Here is a 22,139-nt window from a genome sequence, read left to right as displayed (position 1 = left end):
TATAACCTATCATACATAATCTCCTTTGAAAATTAAAATAAAGAAAGTAGGCATACAATTGAAAACAGGTTACTTTTTATTAGAAGACGGTAACAAAATTGAATTTGAACTTTATCCCGAAGCTGCACCGGGTACTGTCGCAAACTTTGAAAAGCTTGCGAACGAAGGCTTTTATGACGGGCTTACATTCCACCGAGTGATTCCAGGCTTCGTGAGCCAAGGCGGCTGCCCTCACGGAACTGGCACAGGCGGTCCGGGATACACAATCAAATGTGAAACAGAAGGAAACCCGCATACACATGAAGCGGGCGCACTTTCTATGGCACACGCTGGAAAAGACACTGGCGGCAGCCAATTTTTCATCGTCCATGAGCCGCAGCCTCATTTGAACGGTGTTCACACTGTATTCGGTAAAGTAACAAGCGGATTAGAATTCGCGAAAAACATGTCTAATGGCGACGTCATGAAAGAAGTTCGTGTAGAAGGCTAATAGGCAGGCAGAAGGCTTTCCCATCTCGGGGAAGCTTTTTTATTTGCAAAAAATGATCCAATAGAAAACCGCCTGAGTGCTAGAGGCGGTGAACAAAAAGACATTTATCCGGTTAAAGAGGAGAGTTTTGTCTCACTTAAAAGCAGACAGGAATTACAATATTTTAGTCACATTCTGATCGGAAAATTGACTGTTAATCATTTTGGATTGGCTTACAAAATTGTTTTCAATGACAATTCCCGTATTCGAGCCGCCGGAACCAAACACAGATTTGGACACAGTTAATGGTCTGATCGTAAAAGCACCGCCTACGTTTACTACACTGTTCCCGGAAACGTTGTTTATATTAATAGGATAATCAATCATTTACGGAGTCTCCTTTCAAATTCACTATTTTTTATATGTATTATTGCTAGAGTCAATAAGCGTAAACTTATTGGTAAAAATACTTATCTTTTATATGATGTCGAAAAAAAGGGGTAGATTCTTCAATCATTGCATCTTTTTTAGCCAGTCACGTCAAGTCAAGCAGGCAGAATTGGCTTTTATTTCTGTGGACTTCATATATAAAATTAAGAAAACTTTAAAGTTACATGGTTCATTGAAAATGGGATTTTGTAGTAAAATGAATCAAAACAAACGTGATGTTATGAAAAGGAGCTTGGCGTTATGAACAACAAAGGCTGTATAAAATGCGGAAGTACTGAAGCGGGACAAAAAGAAATAGCCACAACCGGCACGGGATTATCGAAGTTGTTTGATGTGCAGCACAACCGTTTTCTTGTGGTGTACTGTAAGAATTGCGGATATTCAGAGTTTTATAATAAAGAATCTTCAACCGCCGGCAATATATTGGATTTGTTTTTTGGAGGCTGATCCATGTTTTCGGGCTTCAATGATTTTAAACATATCATGAAAGCAAAACGGGATGCCGGTTATGTCACCTGTGAAATAGGCTGCCGCAAACATTCCAGTAACCTTCATGACGTGAATCATTTTGTCAAGCACCATGGGTATCATGGACTGGGCGATCAATGGAATGCAGTAGATGAACAGACTGCCCGTAACCTCATGACTTATATACGATCTAAAGATTTAGCATACGAGTACTCTCTTTCTTGCGAGCCCATCGCTTCTGAACTATGCGATTATTTCTTACGTTATTTTTCGGATGATCATGTGTATGATACGAATGCTGATGTCGATGTTCAGCCCGATTATGTTGAACTAATCAGCTGGAGTCCAATTTCTCAAGCGACATATGATGCAGGACTGGTTGTGATCGACAAGAAAAAGATAGGCATGATTTGGGCAGAAGATGAAGATGAACAGATTGTAAAATCACTTCAATGGTCCTGATGGGATTTCTTTTTGATTCGTGATAACATAAATTGAAGATCGTTGTTTATTGGAGGAAATCAGTTGAAATCAGAAAATGTTTCGAAGAAAAAAACAATGTTAGAATGGGCAAAAGCAATTGTGATTGCTGTCGTCCTCGCTCTGCTCATTCGCAATTTTATTTTTGCGCCGTATGTCGTTGACGGAGACTCTATGTATCCTACACTTCATGACCGTGAAAGGGTTTTTGTCAATATGACAGTCAAATACATCGGCGAGTTTGATAGAGGAGACATCGTCGTATTAAACGGGGATGATGTTCACTATGTCAAACGGATTATCGGCCTGCCTGGAGATACGGTTGAAATGAAGCACGACCAGCTTTATATCAACGGAAAAAAGGTGGCCGAGCCTTATTTGGCAGCCAATAAAAAGAGAGCGAAGCAGGACGGTTATGACCATTTGACCGATGATTTCGGCCCGGTTAAAGTGCCTGGTGACAAGTATTTTGTGATGGGTGACAACCGGCGGAACTCAATGGACAGCCGAAACGGGCTTGGCCTCTTCACGAAAAAACAAATTGCGGGCAAGTCTAAGTTTGTTTTCTTCCCGTTTAACGAAATGCGCAAAACAAATTAGGATCAAGCAGCTTCCTGAACAGGAGGCTGCTTTCTTTATTTCTTTTTTCGTTCATCCCCCAAAACCAGAACATAAATTCGTATAACTATAGAAAAGAATTTTTTGCAGAAATGTGAAACATATTCCCGTTATGCATCGTTATATTAATAATTTACGAGACTTTACGGTTTTTTATTCATGAAAAAAAGGAATAACTCATATGAATGAATAGATTCATATTGGCTGGAGGTTTAAAAATGGGAAGAATAAAAACCAAGATTACCATTCTGTTAGTGCTTTTGCTTTTACTTGCAGGCGGTTATATGTACATAAATGATGTTGAGCTGAAGGATGTTCCGACAGCAATTGGACAAACCTTGTCCTCGGAAGAAGAGGAATACACCATCCAGGAATATAAAGTGACGGAAATTGACGGCTCAGAGTATCATGGCGAAGCAGAAAACGGCACGAAAATCATCTTCAACGGAAAAAAATTAAATCAGGATTTGTCTGATATAAAAGAAGGCGACAAGATTAAGGCATACTTCAGCAAATCAAAGCGGATCGATGGTTTAATCAAGGTTGCCAAAGTGAATGATTAACAAAACATCACCTTTCGGATCGAAGGGTGATGTTTTGTTTTTCTCAAATTGTAAGTTTATTTCATTGCGTACTTTAAAAAGGATCGCTATAATAGCCAATAAGGACAAATGAATAAAGATTGTATCCTTCGGGGCAGGGTGGAAATCCCGACCGGCGGTGGTAAAGCGAATTCGCTTTAGAGCCCGTGACCCGTGTGCATAAGCGCGCGGTGGATTCAGTTTAAGCTGAAGCCGACAGTGAAAGTCTGGATGGGAGAAGGATGATGAGCCGCTATGCAATTGTATCAAAAATGCATAGTGTTATTTCCTATTGCGTAAAATACCTAAAGCCCCGGATTTTTCATAAATTCGGGGCTTTTTTGACGGTAAATAACAAAAGAGGGGAGGGAAACAAATGGAAGAGTATTATATGAAGCTGGCATTAGATCTTGCGAAGCAGGGCGAAGGACAGACCGAATCCAATCCGCTCGTCGGCGCTGTTGTGGTAAAGGACGGACAAATTGTCGGAATGGGCGCCCATTTAAAATATGGCGAAGCTCATGCAGAAGTTCATGCCATCCATATGGCCGGATCCCATGCAAAGGGTGCGGATATTTACGTTACACTCGAACCGTGCAGCCATTACGGAAAAACACCGCCATGTGCAGAACTGATTATCAACGCTGGCATCAAAAGAGTGTTCGTGGCGATGAGAGATCCTAACCCGCTTGTGGCCGGAAGAGGGATCAGCATGATTGAAAAAGCCGGTATTGCAGTAGAGGAAGGCATCCTGGCTGACCAGGCGGAGAAGCTGAATGAAAAATTTCTGCACTTCATGAGGACAGGCCTTCCTTACGTCACACTAAAAGCTGCCGCAAGCCTTGACGGAAAGACAGCTACCAGCACGGGCGACAGCAAATGGATCACGTCAGAGGCTGCAAGACAGGATGCTCAGCAATACAGGAAAACACACCAAAGCATTTTAGTCGGAGTTGGCACTGTGATAGCTGACAATCCGAGTTTAACTTGCAGGCTGCCGGATGTGACAAAACAACCGGTTCGGGTGATACTTGATACCGCACTCTCGATTCCTGAGGACACTCAAGTGATTTGCGATCAAGCAGCGCCGACATGGATTTTTACAACAACGCGCGCAGACGAGGAAAAGAAAAAACGGCTTTCAGCTTTAGGTGTGAACATATTTACGCTTGAAACTGAGCGCATTCAAGTTCCCGATGTTTTGAAAATCCTTGCGGAAGAAGGCATCATGTCGGTGTACGTGGAAGGCGGTTCAGCTGTTCACGGAAGCTTTGTCAAAGAAGGCTGTTTTCAAGAAATCATCTTCTATTTTGCCCCTAAACTAATCGGAGGAACGCATGCTCCCAGCTTAATCTCCGGTGAAGGTTTTCAATCAATGAAAGATGTCCCCTTATTACAATTCACTGATATAACCCAAATCGGCCGTGATATCAAACTGACGGCAAAACCGATAAACGAGTAGGATGGTGACCATGTTTACAGGAATTATTGAAGAAACAGGCACAATCGAATCCATGAAAAAAGCAGGGCATTCAATGGCCTTAACAATCAAATGCTCAAAGATTTTAGAGGATGTTCATCTGGGCGATAGCATTGCGGTGAACGGCATTTGTCTGACTGTCACTGATTTTACAAGAAATCAATTCACAGTGGATGTTATGCCTGAAACAGTCAAAGCTACGTCACTAAATGATTTATCAAAAGGAAGCAAAGTAAATCTGGAAAGAGCGATGGCGGCAAACGGCCGTTTCGGAGGCCATTTCGTCTCAGGGCATGTCGACGGAACTGCTGAAATTGCACGAATTGATGAGAAAAGCAACGCTGTTTACTATGATTTAAAGATGGACCCGTCTTTAACAAAAACACTGGTCTTAAAAGGATCAATTACCGTGGACGGCGTGAGCTTAACCATATTCGGGCTGACAGAAGACACAGTGACAATTTCTTTAATACCGCATACGATCAGTGAAACGATTTTTTCAGAAAAAACGATCGGCTCTAAAGTGAATATCGAATGCGATATGATCGGAAAATACATGTATCGATTTTTGCATAAAGCCAATGAAAATAAGACCCAACAAACCATAACAAAAGCCTTCTTAAGCGAAAACGGCTTTTAGAGAGGAAGATTTGCATGTTTCATCCGATAGAAGAAGCACTAGACGCTTTAAAAAAAGGCGAAGTCATCATAGTTGTAGATGATGAAGACAGAGAAAATGAAGGAGACTTTGTGGCTCTTGCCGAGCATGCAACTCCAGAAGTCATTAACTTTATGGCGACACACGGAAGAGGGCTGATTTGCACGCCGCTCAGTGAGGAAATCGCAGACAAGCTTGATCTTCACCCTATGGTTGAGCATAATACAGATTCTCACCATACTGCATTTACGGTAAGCATTGACCACCGTAAAACGAAAACGGGTATCAGCGCTCAAGAAAGATCCTTTACCGTTCAAGCATTGCTGGACAGCAAATCCGTGCCGTCTGATTTTCAGCGTCCCGGACACATTTTTCCGCTGATTGCGAAAAAAGGAGGTGTCCTGAAAAGAGCGGGTCATACAGAAGCTGCTGTTGATCTTGCCGAAGCCTGCGGATCTCAAGGAGCCGGCGTCATTTGTGAAATTATGAATGAAGACGGAACGATGGCGAGAGTGCCTGAGCTCATTGAAATTGCGAAAAAGCATCAATTAAAAATGATCACCATTAAAGATTTGATTCAATACCGTTACAATCTAACAACACTTGTCGAGCGTGAAGTCGACATTACGCTGCCTACTGATTTTGGCACATTCAAGGTTTACGGATACACAAATGAGGTAGACGGAAAAGAGCATGTCGCATTTGTGATGGGAGATGTGCCGTTCGGTGAAGAACCGGTATTGGTCCGGGTGCATTCAGAATGTCTCACAGGTGACGTGTTTGGATCTCATCGCTGTGACTGCGGCCCGCAGCTGCACGCCGCGCTGACGCAAATTGCCGCAGAAGGCCGGGGAGTGCTCTTGTATTTGCGCCAAGAAGGCCGAGGCATCGGTTTAATCAATAAATTAAAAGCTTATAAGCTTCAGGAACAAGGCTATGACACCGTAGAAGCCAATGAGGCGCTTGGATTCTTGCCTGACCTTCGCAACTATGGCATCGGTGCACAAATGTTACGCGACCTCGGTGTGCGGAATATGAAGCTTTTGACGAATAATCCGCGAAAAATTGCCGGCCTTGAAGGCTATGGGCTCAGCATTTCAGAAAGAGTGCCTCTTCAAATGGAAGCAAAAGAGCACAATAAAAAATATTTGCAAACCAAAATGAACAAGCTGGGTCATTTACTTCATTTCTAATCACAAATATCACAAAAAAGGATGGGAATCATATGAATATCATACAAGGAAATTTAGTTGGTACAGGTCTTAAAATCGGAATCGTAGTAGGAAGATTTAATGATTTTATTACAAGCAAGCTGCTGAGCGGTGCAGAAGATGCGTTGCTCAGACACGGTGTAGACACAAATGATATCGATGTGGCTTGGGTTCCAGGTGCATTTGAAATTCCGTTTGCTGCGAAAAAAATGGCGGAAACAAAAAAATATGACGCTATTATCACATTGGGCACTGTCATCAGAGGCGCGACGACACATTACGATTATGTCTGCAATGAAGCTGCAAAAGGCATCGCGCAAGCAGCAAACACTACTGGTGTACCTGTCATCTTTGGTATTGTGACAACTGAAAATATCGAACAGGCGATCGAGCGTGCCGGCACAAAAGCGGGCAACAAAGGTGTAGATTGTGCTGTTTCTGCCATAGAAATGGCAAATTTAAACCGTTCATTTGAATAATTTGCTGAAAACAGTTTAAAAATATGGCGAAAATGATATAATGTGAGAAAACGGATCACCTATTCGTATCCGTTAATAGCAGACTGGACATTTTGATATAGAGGGGTTTTTATGTTAATTCGTTATAAAAAATCGTTTGAAAAGATTGCGATGGGACTTCTTTCGTTCATGCCGAATGAAAAAGACCTTAAGCAGCTTCAGCAGACAATTAAGGACTACGAAACGGATACAGACCGCCAGCTCTTTCTTTGGAAAGAGGACGAGGATATCGTCGGAGCAATCGGAGTCGAAAAAAAGGATTCTGAAGTTGAGATCCGGCATATCAGTGTGAATCCTTCTCATCGCCATCAAGGAATCGGAAAACAGATGATGGATGCTTTAAAGCATTTATTCAAAACGCAGGTACTGGTTCCAAATGAATTAACGCAGAGCTTTTTCGAACGTTGTCAAGGTCAGCAAGATCAAGACATTTCATACAATAATTAAGCAGAGGCTGAAATCAGCCTCTGCTTTTTTTTCTCCGTTCTATTTCTTTTTCACGTTCAAGGATGACGTCAGTCCGATCCCGCAAACGGTGCTTGTCGATAAGAAACGTATCGGTGAGTGTGCTGGGCTGCCCCCATGTGTACTCTTTTTTCTTGCATTCAATTCGGCATGCTTCCTCCAGCGTCTCATCTTTGATCGGCAGCATAATGCTCTCATAGGAAGAGCCCGTTTCGATTTGTTCGTAAACCGACTGCATAAGCTCAAGTAAGCGACTATGATCAAGCCCCAAGCCTTCGACCGCTTGTTTTTCCGCTTGAAGAATCCGGATGCTGTTCGCCATCAGTCTTTTTGCTCCGGCTGTATTTTGCCTTCTATGATGATACAAAGCAACAGCAAGCTGAATAAAGCCGACCCAATAAACTTTTCGATTGTTTGGCGGATCTTCCTTCCAATATTCTTCTAATATTTCATGGCATTCAAAATAATCCCGTGTCGCGTGAAATTCAACGAGATAATCGATATAAGCTTTCGGATACAAGATGCTTCCTCCTTTAATCTGCCTTTAGTGTAACACAGGAAGGAGAAAAGGAAAAAAGAACGCTTAGCCCGGATAGACTCTTTGTTTTAGCATGGTATTGAAAGGGGAACCGCCGCTAAGACTTTTTTCTCCTGCCTCCTTTGTTATAGTCTGAGCGAACGCCTTTTTTTGTTTTGAATATTCTGTACAAACTGCTTTAAAACAGGAAATGAAATAGTATTGGACGAGAGCTTTTTGGTGGCTTATACTAAAGGATAGCCAGTTTATCTGGCAATGAGAGTGATACTTGAAAATGGTGAGATGATGGAAGAATATCAAGTGAAAATTGATACGTTTGAAGGCCCATTGGACCTTCTGCTTCATTTAATCAATCGTCTTGAAATTGACATATATGATATACCTGTGGCGAAGATCACTGAACAATATTTATTATATGTACATACGATGCGTGTGCTTGAGCTCGATATTGCAAGCGAATATTTGGTCATGGCTGCCACGCTGCTCAGCATTAAAAGCAGAATGCTGCTCCCGAAGCAAGAGGAGGAGCTTTTTGAAGATGAATTACTTGAAGAAGAAGATCCACGGGAAGAATTGATTGAAAAGCTGATCGAGTATAGAAAATATAAAGATGCGGCGAAGGATTTAAAAGAACGGGAAGAAGAAAGACAAAAATCGTTCACAAAACCGCCGAGTGATTTGAGCGAATATGCAAAAGAAGTAAAACAGTCTGAGCAAAAGCTCTCTGTCACGGTCTATGATATGATCGGGGCTTTTCAAAAAGTGCTGAAACGCAAAAAAATAACTAGGCCGATGGAAACAACAATTACCAGACAGGAAATACCAATCGAAGACAGAATGAACGAAATCGTGCACAGCCTGAAATCAAGAGGAACGAGAATCAACTTTATGGACCTGTTTCCATATGAGCAAAAAGACCATTTGGTTGTGACTTTTCTAGCCGTTCTCGAGCTGATGAAAAATCAGCTGGTTCTCATTGAACAGGAACACAATTTTTCAGATATTTACATTACGGGGAGTGAATCCATTCATGGGGCTTGATATCGTGAATTGGAAAGCTATTGTGGAGGCCCTTCTTTATGCGGCAGGCGATGAAGGGCTCACAAAAAAGCAGCTGTTAACAGTGCTTGAAATCGAAGAGCCAGAACTGAACACCATCATGGCGGATGTGGCGGACGAATACCGCGGGGATACAAGGGGCATTGAACTTATTGAATATGCAGATACGTACATGCTCTCTACTAAAAAAGACTTTGCGCCATACTTGAAAAAACTGATTGAAGTGCCATCAAAGGGCCTTTCTCAAGCATCTTTAGAAGTGTTGGCCATTGTTTCATATAAACAGCCGATTACAAGAGCAGAAATTGAAGAAATCAGAGGTGTAAAATCAGAGCGGATTTTACACAGCCTTGTCGCGAAGGCGCTATTGTGTGAAGTCGGACGGGCTGACGGTCCGGGCCGGGCTATTTTATACGGCACAACGCCGACTTTTCTTGAACAATTTGGTCTAAAAACGCTGGACGAGCTTCCGCCGCTGCCCGAAAATGCGGAAGAAGACGTTCTTCAAGAAGAAGCAGATTTATTTTTTGAAAACTTTAACCAAACCTTCGAAGATATAAAATAGAAGTTTAATGAATCGCGCTTTTTCATCATCATAAGATATAAGGAAGAAGCTATCATGAAAGAAGCAAAATGTGAGAGACAAAGACATGAGGGGAAGATACCAAACGAAATGGGACATTCGATTGTGCGAGCGCAGACTCAAAAAACAGGCGAATTCTTATCAATGGTTGTCAATACCGTTAACGATTACCTAAATCAAACGACGCTGGAGTCCTTACAGGCTGAATTGCCTACTGAGAAAGGATACTGCTGTGATGTGCTGAGCACTCTGAGAAGAATGACAGTATTTTGTGAAGGAGGCGCAGAAGCGTGCCGCCGTCTCCTGATGCAAGAGCCTTTTCAGGAAGCCAGAGCGGAAAAAACACTTTATAATGTGTATCACCAATGCATTGAAGAGTTCTTTATGCCGAAAAAAGACACGTGGTGTGAAAATAGCCGGGCATCTTATACTGGGGTCAGCGCAATTGAGTTTTACCATGCTGTTCCTGCGTCGCTTGAGCAATTATTATTGCCGCTGAGCGCAGCCTTTCTGAAGATGAGGGAAGAGCTGGCCCATTACGAAACGTCCGGATCAAGCATGGCTCCAATCAGATAACTTTTACTCTCCCTTTTTCAGGGAGAGTTTTTTTATGTTTACCTGCAGATATATAATTGTTATTCATAACTGGTGGACATGCGCATAAACTTGTACAAACCACCACAAGGACGTGAGCAAACATGCGCATTTTCAAAAAAGCAGTATTCATGGTCATGATTTCTTTTCTTATTGCAAATGTAAATGTGAACACAGCACATGCTGCTATAGATGTCAGTGCAAAAAGCGCGATCGTTATTGACGGAGCGTCAGGCAGAGTGTTATTTGCCAAGGATGAGCATGAAAAAAGGCGGATTGCAAGCATCACAAAAATCATGACGGCCGTTCTCGCCATCGAATCCGGCAAAATGGATGAAACGGTGACAGTGTCCGCAAATGCTGTCAGAACAGAAGGCTCTGCCATTTATTTAACAGAGGGGCAAAAAGTGAAATTAAAAGATCTTGTGTATGGCCTGATGCTGAGATCGGGAAACGACGCCGCTGTCGCAATTGCTGAACATGTCGGTGGAAGCCTCGATGGATTTGTTTATATGATGAATCAAAAAGCTGAGCAGCTTGGCATGGAGAATACCCGTTTTCAAAACCCGCACGGATTGGACGACCATGAAAATCATTATTCAACAGCTTATGACATGGCCATTTTAACCAAATACGCTATGAAGCTGAAAGACTATCAAAAGATTTCTGGCACGAAAATATACAAAGCAGAAACGATGGAAAGCGTCTGGAAAAACAAAAATAAACTGCTGACCATGCTTTATCGATACAGCACAGGAGGAAAAACAGGCTATACAAAACTTGCAAAACGGACACTGGTCTCAACAGCTTCAAAGGACGGCATTGACCTGATAGCCGTCACCATAAATGACCCTAACGATTGGGATGATCATATGAAGATGTTTAACTATGTGTTTGATCATTATCAAACCTATTTAATCGCGAAAAAAGGGGACATTCCAAAGCTGAAAGGCACATTTTATGAATCGAAGGCTTTTATCAAACGTGACATCACCTATTTGCTAACCGAAGAGGAAAAAGGAGATGTCAACATTAAAACCACGCTCCTTAAGCCGAAAAAAACATGGGAAAAAGACGCCTCAAAAATTCCCGACATCGTAGGGCATATGAAGATCATGTTCAACGATGAAACGATCGCAAAAGTGCCGATCTATTATGAAAATGAACGACATCAAAAACCGAAAAAACAATTTTTTGAAACGTTTAAATCAATCTTTCTGAATGCGGCTGGCGGGGCAAAATGGTCAATATAATTTGGGTCAGCTTAACTGTGATCGGACTTGTTTTTGCGATGTGCAACGGAACTCTGCAAGATGTAAATGAAGCCGTATTTAAGGGTGCGAAGGAAGCTGTTACGATTTCATTCGGACTGATGAGCGTGCTTGTTTTCTGGCTTGGTTTAATGAAAATAGCCGAGCAGTCAGGGCTTTTGGATATTTTCAGCCGGATGTGCAGGCCTTTTATATCTAAGCTGTTCCCTGATATACCGCCGGATCACCCGGCGATGGGCTACATTTTATCGAATCTCATGGCGAACTTCTTCGGTCTCGGGAATGCAGCAACTCCGCTTGGCATTAAAGCAATGGAGCAAATGAAAAAGCTGAATGGAAACCGAACGGAAGCAAGCCGGTCGATGATTACTTTTTTAGCGGTGAATACGTCCTGCATCACCCTCATTCCGACAACCGTAATCGCTGTTCGAATGGCTTATTCCTCCAAAACGCCGACAGATATCGTCGGACCTAGTATTTTAGCGACACTTATTTCCGGAATCGGCGCCATTATCATTGACCGGTATTTTTATTACCGCCGCAAAAAGAAGGGAAGGTGAGCGGATGGAAATCATCAACTGGCTGTCTTTAGCCATGATTCCGATCATAATTGCCGGAATTCTTCTTTATGGAACTATTAAAAAGGTTCCCACATATGAATCGTTCGTCGAAGGCGGAAAAGAAGGGATAGAAATCGCCTTTTCCATTATCCCCTACTTAGTCGGAATGCTTGTCGCCATAACTGTTTTCAGATCATCAGGCGCGCTTGATTTTATAATGGACCTTTTAAAACCGGTTTTCTCCGCTATCGGCATCCCCGCTGAGGTAGTGCCGCTTGCGCTGATCCGCCCGATCTCCGGTACGGCCGCACTCGGCATGACGACAGATTTAATTGCAGTATACGGACCCGATTCCTTTATCGGCAGGCTGGCTTCGGTCATGCAGGGATCAACAGATACAACGCTTTACGTACTGACTGTTTATTTCGGAGCGGTCGGCATCAAAAAAATGGGTGATGCATTAAAGGTGGGACTTCTTGCTGATTTAATCGGCGTAGTTGCATCTATCATCATCGTTACGTTATTATTTGGGAGCGCCTGAAAACGGCGTTTTTTTTGGATTTGGCATAGGAATTTGAAAAAGCTTGTTTGTTAAGGTTGAAAAAAGTAAGATAATACTTGAGGTGAAAGACATGGAAAGACTGCAAAAAGTGATTGCTCATGCCGGAGTTGCATCGCGCAGAAAGGCAGAAGAGCTGATTAAAGAAGGAAAAGTAAAGGTGAATGGCAAAGTAGTAACAGAGCTTGGTGTAAAGGTTACCGGTTCTGATCAGATTGAGGTAAACGGGTTAAAGGTTGAACGCGAAGAGCCGGTTTACTTTCTCTTATATAAACCAAGAGGCGTTATTTCTGCAGCCCAAGATGACAAAGGGCGCAAAGTCGTGACGGACTTTTTTAAAGAAGTCCCGCAGCGCATTTACCCGATTGGGCGTCTGGATTATGATACGAGCGGTCTTTTGCTTTTAACCAATGACGGCGAGTTTGCCAATAAGCTGATGCACCCTAAGTATGAAATAGACAAAACATACGTGGCGAAGGTGAAAGGCATCCCGCCTAAAGAGCTGCTCAGAAAGCTGGAGCGCGGCATCAGGCTTGAAGAAGGCAAAACGGCGCCTGCTAAAGCGAAGCTGCTGTCTTTGGATAAGAAAAAGCAAACGAGCATTATTCAGCTGACGATTCATGAAGGACGCAACAGACAGGTGCGCCGCATGTTCGAAGCGATCGGGCATGAGGTAATCAAGCTGAAGCGTGAAGAATACGCGTTTTTAAACCTGCGAGGCTTGCACACGGGAGATGCCAGAGAGCTAACACCGCATGAAGTCAAAAGGCTCAGAGCGCTGGCGGATCACGGTAAAAACGCTTTCTAAATTTCACACAACCTTCAAAAAGTAAGAAATGTGAAATGAACGTGCAATGATATAATTGAATGGATCTGCAATAGGGGGAAGGGGGCAGTGGACAATGAAGAAAAAAAGGCGTTTATTCATTCGGACCGGCATCCTTCTCGTTTTAATCTGTGCACTTGGCTATACCATTTACAACGCTGTATTTGCCGGTAAAGAGAGTATATCCGAAGGGTCCGATGCACCGAATTTTGTCCTAGAAGATACGAATGGGAAACGTGTCGAGCTCAGTGACTTAAAGGGGAAAGGTGTTTTTTTGAATTTCTGGGGTACATGGTGTGAACCGTGCAAAAAAGAATTTCCTTATATGGCGAACCAATATAAGCATTTTAAAGACCAAGGTGTTGAAATTGTCGCGGTAAATGTTGGGGAGTCAAAGATAGCAGTACATAATTTTATGAAATCCTACGGAGTCAATTTCCCGGTTGTTCTGGATACAGATCGCCAAGTGCTTGATGCCTATGACGTATCTCCGCTTCCGACAACCTTTTTAATCAATCCGGAAGGAAAAGTTGTCAAGGTGGTGACCGGCACTATGACAGAAAGCATGATACACGATTATATGAATCTGATTAAACCCGGAGAGACTTCGGGATGAAGCAAGTCAAATGTGAATGCGGACATGTAAACCCGGTCGGAACCGTTCTATGTGAATCGTGCGGAAGAGCTCTCCAAGAAACTCAGCCTCCGCTTGCTGATATGAGATATGACGGAAGTGCAAGACGTTCACAAACCTATAACAAAACGATCATCGATAAAATTTGGAATTTCTTTTCTTCGGTTAAGGTGGGAATATGGCTTATCGTCATAACCCTTGCCGCATCAGCGTTCGGCACCATTTTTCCCCAAGAAGCTTATTTGCCTCCGGGCGCACAGGCTGATACTTATTACAAAGAGCAGTACGGCACGTTCGGCCAGCTTTATTATTTGCTCGGGTTTCATCATTTATATGGATCTTGGTGGTACCTGTTGCTCATTGCCTCGATCGGCATTTCACTTGTGATTTGCAGCCTCGACCGGGTCATTCCATTGTACAGAGCGTTAAAAAATCAAGGTGTCAGAAGGAGTCCTGCTTTTTTAAGAAGGCAGCGCTTGTTCAGTGAAACGGATACTGTACTAGACGGGGAAGCAAAAGAAAAGATTGCTGCTCTCTTAAAGAAAAAGCATTATAGAATCAGAGAAAAAGAGGGCAGCATTCTTGCCGAAAAAGGGCGTTTTTCACGCTGGGGCCCGTATGTCAACCACATTGGATTGATTATCTTTCTGATCGGTGCGATGCTGAGATTTGTGCCTGGCATGTACGTCGATGAGACGCTTTGGGTCAGAGAAGGCGAAACTGCAGCAATTCCGGGAACAGACGGAAAATATTATTTGAAAAACAATCAATTCAGCGTAGAGACCTATAACAGTAAAACAGAAAAAAAGGTATTCGCAGATGCCATTGACAGAGTCGGGGACGGGAGAGTAGCAAAGAACTTTCAAACAGATGCCGTACTTTACAAGAGAGAAGGAAAAATTGTTTATGGCGAGAAACCGAAGCTGAAAAAAGTAACGGAAGAGGACATCCGTGTCAATCAGCCGCTGCGTTTTGATTCCTTTTCCGTTTACCAGGTGGATTATAAAGAGAATCAGCTTGATCAAATGGTGTTCCAGTTAATAGACAAAAAAACAAAAAAATCCTTTGGGAGCTTGAAGATCAACCTTCTGGATCCAGATTCGGTTTATGATCTTGGTAACGGTTACAAAGTTGAAATTGCCAGCTACCTGCCAGACTTCTATTTTAATCAGGATGGAGAGCCTAGCACAAAAACAAAAATCCCTAACAACCCGGCTTTTGTCTTTAATATCATAACGCCGGACAAACCGAAGGGTGAAAAAAGCTTTGTTGCCATCCAAGAAACGATCGAAGGCTCCGGCAGCAATAAATACAAGCTGAAATTTGACCATGTTGAAACGAAAAACATTACCGGACTTACAGTCAGAAAGGATCTGACACTCTGGGTGCTTGCCGTCGGCGGAGCCATTTTTATGATCGGTGTCATTCAAGGTATGTACTGGCAGCACCGAAGAATCTGGCTGCACTCGCAGGACGGCGCAGTCATGGTGGCGGGGCATACGAATAAAAACTGGTATGGCCTGAAGAAGGATTTAGCCTTTGTATTGGCTGATTCCGGACTGACAGAACCGGAAGACCAAAAAGAATTAATCAAAACACAGAAATAGGCGAAAAGGGAGTGATGTCATGGCAGAGCTGAGCGGAAATTTTCTTTATGTGGCCTTTCTTGTGTATTTAATCGCTGTCCCGATTTTCGGCGGGGCCATACGCGGAAATAAAGATAAAAAGGGCAAGCCAAACCGATGGGCCAATATTGGAATCACTCTTTCTATTATCGGTTTTCTCTGCCACTTGGGATATTTCATCACTAGGTGGGCTGCCAGCGGCCATGCGCCTGTCAGCAATATGTTTGAATTTACCACCGCCTTTGGCATGATGCTTGTTTTGGCGTTTATTATTTTATATTTTATCTATAGATTGCCTTCATTGGGCCTGTTTACGCTGTCAATCGCTTTATTGCTGATCGCTTATGCAAGCATGTTTCCGACGGATATCTCACCCTTAATTCCGTCACTGCAGAGCAATTGGCTGTATATTCACGTAACAACAGCCGCGCTTGGGCAAGCTATACTTGCCATCAGCTTTGTCGCAGGTGTCATCTTTCTTTTAAAGCATGTAGACCAGACAAAACCAAGCAAAAAAACGTTCTGGCTTGAAGCGATTATGTTTATCCTGGTCACAACTGTCGCCTTTATTGCAATCACATCAGCATTTCGTATTGCAGGCTATGAAGCGGAGTTTAACTGGGTGGATAAAAATAAAGAAAAAAGCGTGATGGTGTACGAAATGCCTGCGCTTGTCGGCCCGCATCAGGGGGAGCTTTTGACCGAGGGGAGAATGGAGCCGCTTGCTGAGCTGCCTGCCCTTTTCTCAGGCAGAAAGGTGAACACCGTCATTTGGTCATTTGGAGCAGGGCTTGTTTTGTATGGCGCGCTTCGTCTGATCATCAGAAAAAGAATCAGCGCTCTGTTACATCCGCTGGTGAAAAACGTCAATCTTGATCTGGTGGATGAGGTTGGGTACAGGGCCGTTTCAATCGGGTTTCCAATCTTTACGCTCGGCGCGCTGATCTTTGCGATGATTTGGGCTCAGCTCGCGTGGACCAGATTTTGGGGCTGGGACCCGAAGGAAGTATGGGCGCTGATCACGTTTTTGTTCTATGCCGCTTACTTGCATTTAAGACTGTCAAGAGGCTGGCACGGTGAGAAGTCAGCATGGCTGGCCGTAATCGGTTTTGCTATTATTATGTTTAATTTAATATTCGTAAATCTAGTGCTTGCCGGACTTCATTCTTATGCATAGTCCTTAGAAAGCGATACAGTTCTCAAACTTTCTCATGATTTGATAAAATGAAAGTAACAGAAGGAAAGCAGGGGGAAAACGATGGACCAAATGAACGAAACCAAAATATTAGTAGTTGATGACGAAGCCAGAATTCGCCGCCTTTTAAGAATGTACCTTGAACGTGAAAATTATGTCATAGACGAAGCGGAAAATGGTGATGAAGCCATTGCCAAAGGGCTTGAAGCCAATTATGACTTAATTTTGCTTGATCTGATGATGCCGGGGACTGACGGAATTGAAGTGTGCCGGCAAGTTCGGGAAAAAAAAGCGACACCAATCATCATGCTGACTGCAAAAGGAGAAGAAGCAAACCGGGTGCAGGGATTTGAAGCGGGAACAGATGATTATATTGTCAAGCCATTCAGCCCGAGAGAAGTCGTGTTGCGGGTAAAAGCCCTTTTGAGAAGAGCATCCCAAACCTCTTATTTGAATGCCAATACACCGACGAAAAATGTGCTAGTGTTTTCACATCTGTCCATTGACCATGATGCCCATCGCGTAACGGCTGATGGAACAGAAGTAAGCCTGACGCCGAAAGAGTATGAGCTCCTATACTTCTTAGCAAAAACACCTGACAAAGTGTATGATCGGGAAAAGCTTCTGAAAGAAGTGTGGCAATATGAGTTTTTTGGTGATCTGCGGACAGTAGACACTCACGTCAAACGCCTGAGAGAGAAGCTGAACAAGGTATCTCCGGAAGCTGCGAAAAAAATTGTCACCGTATGGGGTGTGGGCTATAAATTTGAGGTAGGCACTGAATGAAATTTTGGAAAAGCGTAGTAGGCAAGCTGTGGTTTACGATCCTTTCACTTGTCTTGATCGTATTGTTCATTTTAACGGTTCTTTTGCTGGAATTTATTGAGAATTATCACGTGGAAGAAGCCGAGAATGATTTAACACAGCTTGCGAATAAAGTTGCTGTCATCCTAGAAAATCACGAGGATCAGGCACTGGCAAGATCAATCACTTGGGAGCTCGCTGATAACTTAACAAGCATTGCCATTATTCAGGATGAGAAAAAGTACTGGTATTCTCCGAATGATAAAAATCGCCTGTCGTCCATTACGGTTGAACAAATACAGCATGACAAAGACTTAAATAAAGCTCTCCAAGACCATAAAAAAGTAAGCAAACGAACGGGGCTGAGCGATACAGACACGGATAATGAACGTCTGATTGTAGGTGTCCCGTATGAAAAAGACGGAAAGAAAGGCATGGTCTTTTTATCTCAGTCTTTGCTTGCCGTTAAAGATACAACAAAACACACGACCCGCTATATTTTCCTGGCCGCGGGGATTGCGATTGTACTGACCACGTTTTTCGCTTTCTTCTTATCAAGCAGGGTCACGTATCCGCTCCGAAAAATGAGAGAAGGCGCACAGGATTTGGCGAAGGGCAAGTTCGATACAAAAATCCCGATTTTAACCCAGGATGAAATCGGTGAACTGGCAACCGCTTTTAATCAAATGGGCCGGCAGCTTAACTTTCATATTAATGCGCTCAATCAAGAAAAAGAGCAGCTATCTAACATTTTGAGCAGTATGGCTGACGGGGTCATTACCATTAATATCGACGGTACAATTCTTGTGACAAACCCTCCGGCTGAACGTTTTCTTCAGGCTTGGTATTATGAGCAGAATATGAATATCAAAGAAGGCGATAACCTTCCACCTGAAGCAAAAGAGCTGTTTCAAAACGCTGTCAGCACTGAAAAAGAACAAATGATTGAGATGACACTGCAAGGCAGATCATGGGTGCTCTTGATGTCGCCGCTTTATGCGGAATCGCATGTCAGAGGGGCGGTTGCCGTGCTTCGCGACATGACTGAAGAACGCCGCCTAGATAAGCTGCGTGAGGACTTTATCGCAAATGTCAGCCATGAGTTGAGAACACCGATCTCTATGCTCCAGGGATACAGTGAAGCAATTGTCGATGACATTGCAAGCTCCGAAGAAGATCGGAAAGAAATTGCTCAAATCATTTATGACGAATCGTTGCGAATGGGCCGTCTAGTCAATGATTTGCTTGATTTAGCCCGAATGGAATCAGGCCATACAGGCTTGCATTACGAAAAAATCAATGTCAATGAATTTTTAGAGAAGATCATTCGGAAATTTTCCGGTGTTGCAAAAGAAAAAAATATAAGTTTACATCAAGACATTTCTCTCACAGAAGAGGAATTTATGTTTGATGAGGACAAGATGGAGCAGGTATTTACCAACTTGATCGATAACGCGCTGCGGCATACTTCATCCGGCGGCAGTGTTTCCATTGCAGTCCATTCTGTGAAGGATGGATTGAAAATTGATATCAAAGACTCTGGATCCGGCATTCCGGAAGAAGATCTGCCATTTATCTTTGAGCGGTTCTATAAAGCAGATAAAGCGCGGACAAGAGGCAGAGCAGGAACCGGGCTTGGGCTGGCTATCGTTAAAAATATCGTGGAAGCCCACAACGGATCGATTACGGTGCACAGCCGAATGGATAAAGGAACGACATTTACATTTTATATTCCGACAAAACCATAAAATCGAGTCTGAATTTGCCGAAGAATCTTGTTCCATAAGAAACACCCGCTAATCGAGCGGGTGTTTTTTTAAAAGCCAACATTAATAAAATTTAAGGATATGTTAATATAAATTCCCTTCCAAATTCCAGTTTCTCGTAATATAGTTGTAATGTAACTTTTCAAGCTATTAATACGACAAAAAAGTGAACGGAGGGGTTTCAAATGGAAGAAACCTTTCAATTGTTATATGACACATATCATCAAGATTTGTACCAATTTTTATTTTATATGGTAAAGGATAAAAGCCAGGCAGAAGATCTTCTTCAGGAGGTTTATATCCGGGTATTAAATTCTTATCATACGTTTGAAGGAAGAAGCAGTGAAAAAACATGGCTTTTGTCGATCGCGCGCCATGTTGCGATAGACTGGTTCCGTAAACAGCAGACGATCAGACAGCGTATACTCGGCACATTTGATTGGGATACACAGGATGTCAGAGATCAGCAATTGCTTCCGGACGAACTTGCGGTTCAACATGAAAATGTTCGGGAAATTTATGCTGCGCTTGATCAATGCACGATCGATCAAAGAGCTGTGATTATCTTGCGGTTTATTCAGGGATATTCAATTCAGGAAACAGCCAATGCTCTGCGCTTCTCGGAAAGCAAAGTCAAAACAACCCAACACAGAGGGCTCAAAGTACTTCGGAAACATATGGAGCTTTTGAGGGAGGAGCTAATGGATGATGAAGTCAGAATGGAACGAAGAACAGATAAAGGAGTTGTTAAGTCAACTTCCGGCAGTTAAAGACCATCGTTCGCCTCAGGTTATTTACAAGCGGCTGACGATGGCAAAAAGCAAAAAAAAGCCCGCTGTTAGGTGGATTGGCCCCGCGTGTGCCGCTGCAATTGCGGTTTTTATCGCCTTCATTATTTCTCCTCATTTCTTTGACCAGGCACAGCCTCAACAAAAAGAAGCGTCCCAAGAGAACGCTGTAACGAAAACTGAGACAGCAGACAGCCCAAAAGCTGCTTCATCCCTGGATCAGACTTCATTTGTTGTTTCTGAAAAAAAACAGAACAATTACATCACTGTAGCGATTGCTGATGCCGAAACATCTGCAATTATACCCATCAGCATCAAAAAAACAAACGCAGACCAAACGATACAGGATATGCTGTTTGAAAGTGGTGAACTGGGTATCCTTGATCATGCCATTACGATCCCCTCCTTCATAGATGAAGTGGAGGTAAAGGAAAATCAAAGGCAAAAGGAATTAAGTATACGAGTCCATCAGCCCATTGAGGCTTTTTCAGTAAAAGATGATACACTGTTAAAAAAAATGTTGAAAGAATCCTTAAAATGGAGTCCTTATGAAAAAATCAAATTTTTATCGGATCAAAATGAGGGCGGTGCAATCATTGGCTCATATGGAACTTACACGGAAATCCGTATTCCAAAACAGTCGAAAAGAGCCTATTACTTGTACCAAAATAAACAAGGACAAGACTTTCTCGTTCCGTCAGACAAAACATTTGATACAGTAGAAGAAGCGATTAAGGATATGGAATCGAGCAGCCAAAAAGAGACAACACCTCTAATTCAAGCGGGTGCAGTCCAATCTGTAACGAAGAAACAGAAACACTTATATATCCGTTTCTCAAAAGACTCAGAAGTTGACGATTCTATTGCCGGTATTCTAATGCTTGAGGGACTTCTGTTAACAGCTAAAGAGTTTGGCTTTACAGAAGTGACTTTTACGGAAACCAGAACTAGAAAAATCGGCAGATATGACGTATCAGATGCAATTTCGGTACCAGCTGCTCCAAATCCGATTTCCTTAAACTAAAAAAGGGCCTTTTCAGGCTCTTTTTTAGTTGTTATTCATATAATAGAAATTTTCAAAAAAATAGTTGTGCGTGTATAATAAAACAAGGTAACGATTGAAAGGATTTGAGAAAAGTGAACGTGTTAACAATCAAAGGAGTTTCCATCGGAGAAGGGATGCCGAAAATCATCGTTCCGCTGATGGGAAAAACGGAAAAACAAATTTTGAATGAAGCAGAAGCTGTAAAATTACTCAATCCGGACATTGTAGAGTGGCGAGTCGACGTATTTGAAAAAGCAAATGACAGAGAAGCCGTCACAAAGATGATTTCTAAGCTTCGGGTGTCTTTAGCGGACAAGCTGTTTCTATTCACATTCAGAACTCATAAAGAGGGCGGGAGCATGGAAATGGATGAAAGCTCATACATTGCTTTGCTGGAAGCGGCAGTCCAAACAAAAGACATCGATCTTATTGACATTGAATTATTTTCAGGAGATGAAAATGTCAAAGCGTTAGTATCACTGGCGGAAGAAAACAATGTCTATGTGGTGATATCAAATCATGATTTTGAGAAAACGCCTGCGAAAGATGAGATTCTTTCAAGACTTCGGAAAATGCAGGATTTAGGGGCGCATATTCCAAAAATGGCTGTCATGCCGAATGATACAGGAGATCTCTTAACGCTGCTTGATGCGACGTATACAATGAAAGCAGTATATGCAGACCGTCCGATTATTACAATGTCAATGGCTGAAACAGGGCTGATCAGCAGGCTGAGCGGTGAGGTTTTTGGATCAGCTTGCACTTTTGGCGCGGGAGAAGAGGCATCGGCACCTGGTCAAATACCTGTTTCTGAGCTGAGGAATGTCTTAGAGATTTTGCATAAAAACACACGAAAATAGAACAATAAAAAAACTCAAGCTTATAAAGCTTGAG

26 protein-coding genes, 1 pseudogene and 1 riboswitch are annotated in these 22,139 nt (G+C 42.7%); of the genes and pseudogenes, 24 read left to right on the top strand and 3 right to left on the bottom strand.

The features are described 5' to 3' along the window. Nucleotides 1-58: 58 nt before the first annotated feature. Nucleotides 59-490: a peptidylprolyl isomerase gene (locus AC0C66_RS04460; RefSeq protein WP_003223931.1), complete on the top strand. Its 432-nt coding sequence runs from the start codon at nucleotides 59-61 to the stop codon at nucleotides 488-490. 153 nt (nucleotides 491-643) lie between these two features. Here AC0C66_RS04460 and AC0C66_RS04455 read toward each other — a convergent pair whose 3' ends face one another. Then, nucleotides 644-856, bottom strand: a complete 213-nt coding sequence (locus AC0C66_RS04455) for a spore germination protein (protein WP_072183501.1) — start codon at nucleotides 854-856, stop codon at nucleotides 644-646. A gap of 303 nt (nucleotides 857-1,159) precedes the next feature. On the opposite strand from AC0C66_RS04455, the gene AC0C66_RS04450 reads away from it, so the two are divergent. Next, the gene (locus AC0C66_RS04450; RefSeq protein WP_003223929.1) at nucleotides 1,160-1,366 is read left to right on the top strand and encodes a zinc ribbon domain-containing protein; all 207 of its coding nucleotides are present in this window, start codon (nucleotides 1,160-1,162) and stop codon (nucleotides 1,364-1,366) included. Here AC0C66_RS04450 and AC0C66_RS04445 read toward each other — a convergent pair. After that, nucleotides 1,309-1,546: pseudogene (locus AC0C66_RS04445) on the bottom strand (hypothetical protein). The gene AC0C66_RS04450 and the pseudogene AC0C66_RS04445 sit on opposite strands and share 58 nt — an antisense overlap. Nucleotides 1,547-1,912: 366 nt before the next feature. On the opposite strand from AC0C66_RS04445, the gene sipS reads away from it, so the two are divergent. The 7 genes from sipS (at nucleotide 1,913) to ribT (ending at nucleotide 7,380) form a co-directional block, all read left to right on the top strand. After that, nucleotides 1,913-2,467 (top strand): signal peptidase I sipS, encoded by a 555-nt coding sequence (gene sipS, locus AC0C66_RS04440; protein ID WP_472973498.1) that lies wholly within the window; start codon nucleotides 1,913-1,915, stop codon nucleotides 2,465-2,467. A 236-nt stretch (nucleotides 2,468-2,703) separates the two neighbouring features. Then, complete coding sequence (locus tag AC0C66_RS04435) at nucleotides 2,704-3,048, top strand: hypothetical protein (RefSeq protein ID WP_003223922.1); 345 nt, start codon at nucleotides 2,704-2,706, stop codon at nucleotides 3,046-3,048. Between the two features lie 120 nt (nucleotides 3,049-3,168). Further along, nucleotides 3,169-3,313, top strand: a riboswitch (FMN riboswitch). A gap of 129 nt (nucleotides 3,314-3,442) precedes the next feature. Beyond that, nucleotides 3,443-4,528: a bifunctional diaminohydroxyphosphoribosylaminopyrimidine deaminase/5-amino-6-(5-phosphoribosylamino)uracil reductase RibD gene (gene ribD, locus AC0C66_RS04430; protein WP_242733931.1), complete on the top strand. Its 1,086-nt coding sequence runs from the start codon at nucleotides 3,443-3,445 to the stop codon at nucleotides 4,526-4,528. A 10-nt stretch (nucleotides 4,529-4,538) separates the two neighbouring features. Beyond that, on the top strand, nucleotides 4,539-5,186 hold the full coding sequence (gene ribE / locus AC0C66_RS04425; protein WP_072183496.1) for a riboflavin synthase subunit alpha: 648 nt from the start codon (nucleotides 4,539-4,541) through the stop codon (nucleotides 5,184-5,186). 14 nt (nucleotides 5,187-5,200) lie between these two features. After that, the gene (locus tag AC0C66_RS04420) at nucleotides 5,201-6,397 is read left to right on the top strand and encodes a bifunctional 3,4-dihydroxy-2-butanone-4-phosphate synthase/GTP cyclohydrolase II (RefSeq protein WP_014114254.1); all 1,197 of its coding nucleotides are present in this window, start codon (nucleotides 5,201-5,203) and stop codon (nucleotides 6,395-6,397) included. A gap of 32 nt (nucleotides 6,398-6,429) precedes the next feature. After that, on the top strand, nucleotides 6,430-6,894 hold the full coding sequence (gene ribH, locus AC0C66_RS04415) for a 6,7-dimethyl-8-ribityllumazine synthase (protein ID WP_003223915.1): 465 nt from the start codon (nucleotides 6,430-6,432) through the stop codon (nucleotides 6,892-6,894). A 111-nt stretch (nucleotides 6,895-7,005) separates the two neighbouring features. Further along, complete coding sequence (gene ribT, locus AC0C66_RS04410) at nucleotides 7,006-7,380, top strand: GNAT family N-acetyltransferase RibT (RefSeq protein ID WP_003223910.1); 375 nt, start codon at nucleotides 7,006-7,008, stop codon at nucleotides 7,378-7,380. A 13-nt stretch (nucleotides 7,381-7,393) separates the two neighbouring features. On the opposite strand, the gene AC0C66_RS04405 is transcribed toward ribT, so the two are convergent. Further along, nucleotides 7,394-7,918, bottom strand: coding sequence for a DUF309 domain-containing protein (locus AC0C66_RS04405; protein WP_072183495.1), 525 nt, complete (start codon nucleotides 7,916-7,918; stop codon nucleotides 7,394-7,396). A 303-nt stretch (nucleotides 7,919-8,221) separates the two neighbouring features. On the opposite strand from AC0C66_RS04405, the gene scpA reads away from it, so the two are divergent. From scpA to aroD, 15 genes are all read left to right on the top strand, one after another. Next, entirely contained in the window at nucleotides 8,222-8,977 is a 756-nt protein-coding gene (gene scpA / locus AC0C66_RS04400) for a segregation/condensation protein A (RefSeq protein ID WP_032727417.1), read from the top strand. Then, nucleotides 8,967-9,560 (top strand): SMC-Scp complex subunit ScpB, encoded by a 594-nt coding sequence (gene scpB / locus AC0C66_RS04395; RefSeq protein WP_003223904.1) that lies wholly within the window; start codon nucleotides 8,967-8,969, stop codon nucleotides 9,558-9,560. The genes scpA and scpB overlap by 11 nt, the downstream gene beginning before the upstream one ends. Before the next feature lie 54 nt (nucleotides 9,561-9,614). Next, nucleotides 9,615-10,154: a YpuI family protein gene (locus AC0C66_RS04390; protein ID WP_014114251.1), complete on the top strand. Its 540-nt coding sequence runs from the start codon at nucleotides 9,615-9,617 to the stop codon at nucleotides 10,152-10,154. Nucleotides 10,155-10,276: 122 nt separating this feature from the next. After that, nucleotides 10,277-11,425 (top strand): D-alanyl-D-alanine carboxypeptidase DacB, encoded by a 1,149-nt coding sequence (gene dacB / locus AC0C66_RS04385; RefSeq protein WP_072182917.1) that lies wholly within the window; start codon nucleotides 10,277-10,279, stop codon nucleotides 11,423-11,425. Continuing rightward, nucleotides 11,413-12,003: a spore maturation protein SpmA gene (gene spmA / locus AC0C66_RS04380; protein ID WP_014114249.1), complete on the top strand. Its 591-nt coding sequence runs from the start codon at nucleotides 11,413-11,415 to the stop codon at nucleotides 12,001-12,003. The genes dacB and spmA overlap by 13 nt, the downstream gene beginning before the upstream one ends. A 4-nt stretch (nucleotides 12,004-12,007) precedes the next feature. Then, entirely contained in the window at nucleotides 12,008-12,544 is a 537-nt protein-coding gene (gene spmB / locus AC0C66_RS04375) for a spore maturation protein SpmB (RefSeq protein WP_003223896.1), read from the top strand. 91 nt (nucleotides 12,545-12,635) lie between these two features. Beyond that, nucleotides 12,636-13,370, top strand: a complete 735-nt coding sequence (rluB, locus tag AC0C66_RS04370) for a 23S rRNA pseudouridine(2605) synthase RluB (protein ID WP_003223894.1) — start codon at nucleotides 12,636-12,638, stop codon at nucleotides 13,368-13,370. A 94-nt stretch (nucleotides 13,371-13,464) separates the two neighbouring features. Then, nucleotides 13,465-14,004 (top strand): thiol-disulfide oxidoreductase ResA, encoded by a 540-nt coding sequence (resA, locus tag AC0C66_RS04365; protein ID WP_014114247.1) that lies wholly within the window; start codon nucleotides 13,465-13,467, stop codon nucleotides 14,002-14,004. After that, nucleotides 14,001-15,629 (top strand): cytochrome c biogenesis protein ResB, encoded by a 1,629-nt coding sequence (gene resB / locus AC0C66_RS04360; RefSeq protein WP_014114246.1) that lies wholly within the window; start codon nucleotides 14,001-14,003, stop codon nucleotides 15,627-15,629. The genes resA and resB overlap by 4 nt, the downstream gene beginning before the upstream one ends. 19 nt (nucleotides 15,630-15,648) lie before the next feature. After that, nucleotides 15,649-16,824 carry a cytochrome c biogenesis protein ResC gene (gene resC, locus AC0C66_RS04355; RefSeq protein ID WP_072182918.1) on the top strand — a complete coding sequence of 392 codons (1,176 nt, stop codon included), beginning with the start codon at nucleotides 15,649-15,651 and terminating at the stop codon, nucleotides 16,822-16,824. Nucleotides 16,825-16,905: 81 nt separating this feature from the next. Further along, nucleotides 16,906-17,628 carry a DNA-binding response regulator ResD gene (resD, locus tag AC0C66_RS04350; RefSeq protein WP_080376113.1) on the top strand — a complete coding sequence of 241 codons (723 nt, stop codon included), beginning with the start codon at nucleotides 16,906-16,908 and terminating at the stop codon, nucleotides 17,626-17,628. Next, on the top strand, nucleotides 17,625-19,394 hold the full coding sequence (resE, locus tag AC0C66_RS04345; protein WP_014114243.1) for a sensor histidine kinase ResE: 1,770 nt from the start codon (nucleotides 17,625-17,627) through the stop codon (nucleotides 19,392-19,394). The genes resD and resE overlap by 4 nt, the downstream gene beginning before the upstream one ends. Nucleotides 19,395-19,597: 203 nt before the next feature. Continuing rightward, nucleotides 19,598-20,182, top strand: coding sequence for an RNA polymerase sigma factor SigX (gene sigX, locus AC0C66_RS04340; protein ID WP_003223881.1), 585 nt, complete (start codon nucleotides 19,598-19,600; stop codon nucleotides 20,180-20,182). Next, nucleotides 20,118-21,224 carry an Ig-like domain-containing protein gene (locus AC0C66_RS04335; RefSeq protein ID WP_072182919.1) on the top strand — a complete coding sequence of 369 codons (1,107 nt, stop codon included), beginning with the start codon at nucleotides 20,118-20,120 and terminating at the stop codon, nucleotides 21,222-21,224. Before sigX ends, AC0C66_RS04335 begins: the two co-directional genes overlap by 65 nt. A 113-nt stretch (nucleotides 21,225-21,337) precedes the next feature. Further along, nucleotides 21,338-22,105: a type I 3-dehydroquinate dehydratase gene (gene aroD / locus AC0C66_RS04330; protein ID WP_072182920.1), complete on the top strand. Its 768-nt coding sequence runs from the start codon at nucleotides 21,338-21,340 to the stop codon at nucleotides 22,103-22,105. Nucleotides 22,106-22,139: the final 34 nt, after the last annotated feature.

It is taken from the genome of Bacillus sp. VA13 (assembly GCF_055710085.1).
This window is presented reverse-complemented; position numbering and strand designations above follow the sequence as displayed.

What these genes read in the sequence shown, in the direction of transcription:
- AC0C66_RS04455 (WP_072183501.1), bottom strand. Translation starts at nt 856, where the DNA reads ATGATTGATTATCCTATTAATATAAACAACGTTTCCGGGAACAGTGTA.
- AC0C66_RS04450 (WP_003223929.1), top strand. Translation starts at nt 1,160, where the DNA reads ATGAACAACAAAGGCTGTATAAAATGCGGAAGTACTGAAGCGGGACAA.
- AC0C66_RS04435 (WP_003223922.1), top strand. Translation starts at nt 2,704, where the DNA reads ATGGGAAGAATAAAAACCAAGATTACCATTCTGTTAGTGCTTTTGCTT.
- ribD (WP_242733931.1), top strand. Translation starts at nt 3,443, where the DNA reads ATGGAAGAGTATTATATGAAGCTGGCATTAGATCTTGCGAAGCAGGGC.
- ribE (WP_072183496.1), top strand. Translation starts at nt 4,539, where the DNA reads ATGTTTACAGGAATTATTGAAGAAACAGGCACAATCGAATCCATGAAA.
- AC0C66_RS04420 (WP_014114254.1), top strand. Translation starts at nt 5,201, where the DNA reads ATGTTTCATCCGATAGAAGAAGCACTAGACGCTTTAAAAAAAGGCGAA.
- ribH (WP_003223915.1), top strand. Translation starts at nt 6,430, where the DNA reads ATGAATATCATACAAGGAAATTTAGTTGGTACAGGTCTTAAAATCGGA.
- ribT (WP_003223910.1), top strand. Translation starts at nt 7,006, where the DNA reads ATGTTAATTCGTTATAAAAAATCGTTTGAAAAGATTGCGATGGGACTT.
- scpA (WP_032727417.1), top strand. Translation starts at nt 8,222, where the DNA reads ATGGAAGAATATCAAGTGAAAATTGATACGTTTGAAGGCCCATTGGAC.
- scpB (WP_003223904.1), top strand. Translation starts at nt 8,967, where the DNA reads ATGGGGCTTGATATCGTGAATTGGAAAGCTATTGTGGAGGCCCTTCTT.
- AC0C66_RS04390 (WP_014114251.1), top strand. Translation starts at nt 9,615, where the DNA reads ATGAAAGAAGCAAAATGTGAGAGACAAAGACATGAGGGGAAGATACCA.
- dacB (WP_072182917.1), top strand. Translation starts at nt 10,277, where the DNA reads ATGCGCATTTTCAAAAAAGCAGTATTCATGGTCATGATTTCTTTTCTT.
- spmA (WP_014114249.1), top strand. Translation starts at nt 11,413, where the DNA reads ATGGTCAATATAATTTGGGTCAGCTTAACTGTGATCGGACTTGTTTTT.
- spmB (WP_003223896.1), top strand. Translation starts at nt 12,008, where the DNA reads ATGGAAATCATCAACTGGCTGTCTTTAGCCATGATTCCGATCATAATT.
- rluB (WP_003223894.1), top strand. Translation starts at nt 12,636, where the DNA reads ATGGAAAGACTGCAAAAAGTGATTGCTCATGCCGGAGTTGCATCGCGC.
- resA (WP_014114247.1), top strand. Translation starts at nt 13,465, where the DNA reads ATGAAGAAAAAAAGGCGTTTATTCATTCGGACCGGCATCCTTCTCGTT.
- resB (WP_014114246.1), top strand. Translation starts at nt 14,001, where the DNA reads ATGAAGCAAGTCAAATGTGAATGCGGACATGTAAACCCGGTCGGAACC.
- resC (WP_072182918.1), top strand. Translation starts at nt 15,649, where the DNA reads ATGGCAGAGCTGAGCGGAAATTTTCTTTATGTGGCCTTTCTTGTGTAT.
- resD (WP_080376113.1), top strand. Translation starts at nt 16,906, where the DNA reads ATGGACCAAATGAACGAAACCAAAATATTAGTAGTTGATGACGAAGCC.
- resE (WP_014114243.1), top strand. Translation starts at nt 17,625, where the DNA reads ATGAAATTTTGGAAAAGCGTAGTAGGCAAGCTGTGGTTTACGATCCTT.
- sigX (WP_003223881.1), top strand. Translation starts at nt 19,598, where the DNA reads ATGGAAGAAACCTTTCAATTGTTATATGACACATATCATCAAGATTTG.
- AC0C66_RS04335 (WP_072182919.1), top strand. Translation starts at nt 20,118, where the DNA reads ATGATGAAGTCAGAATGGAACGAAGAACAGATAAAGGAGTTGTTAAGT.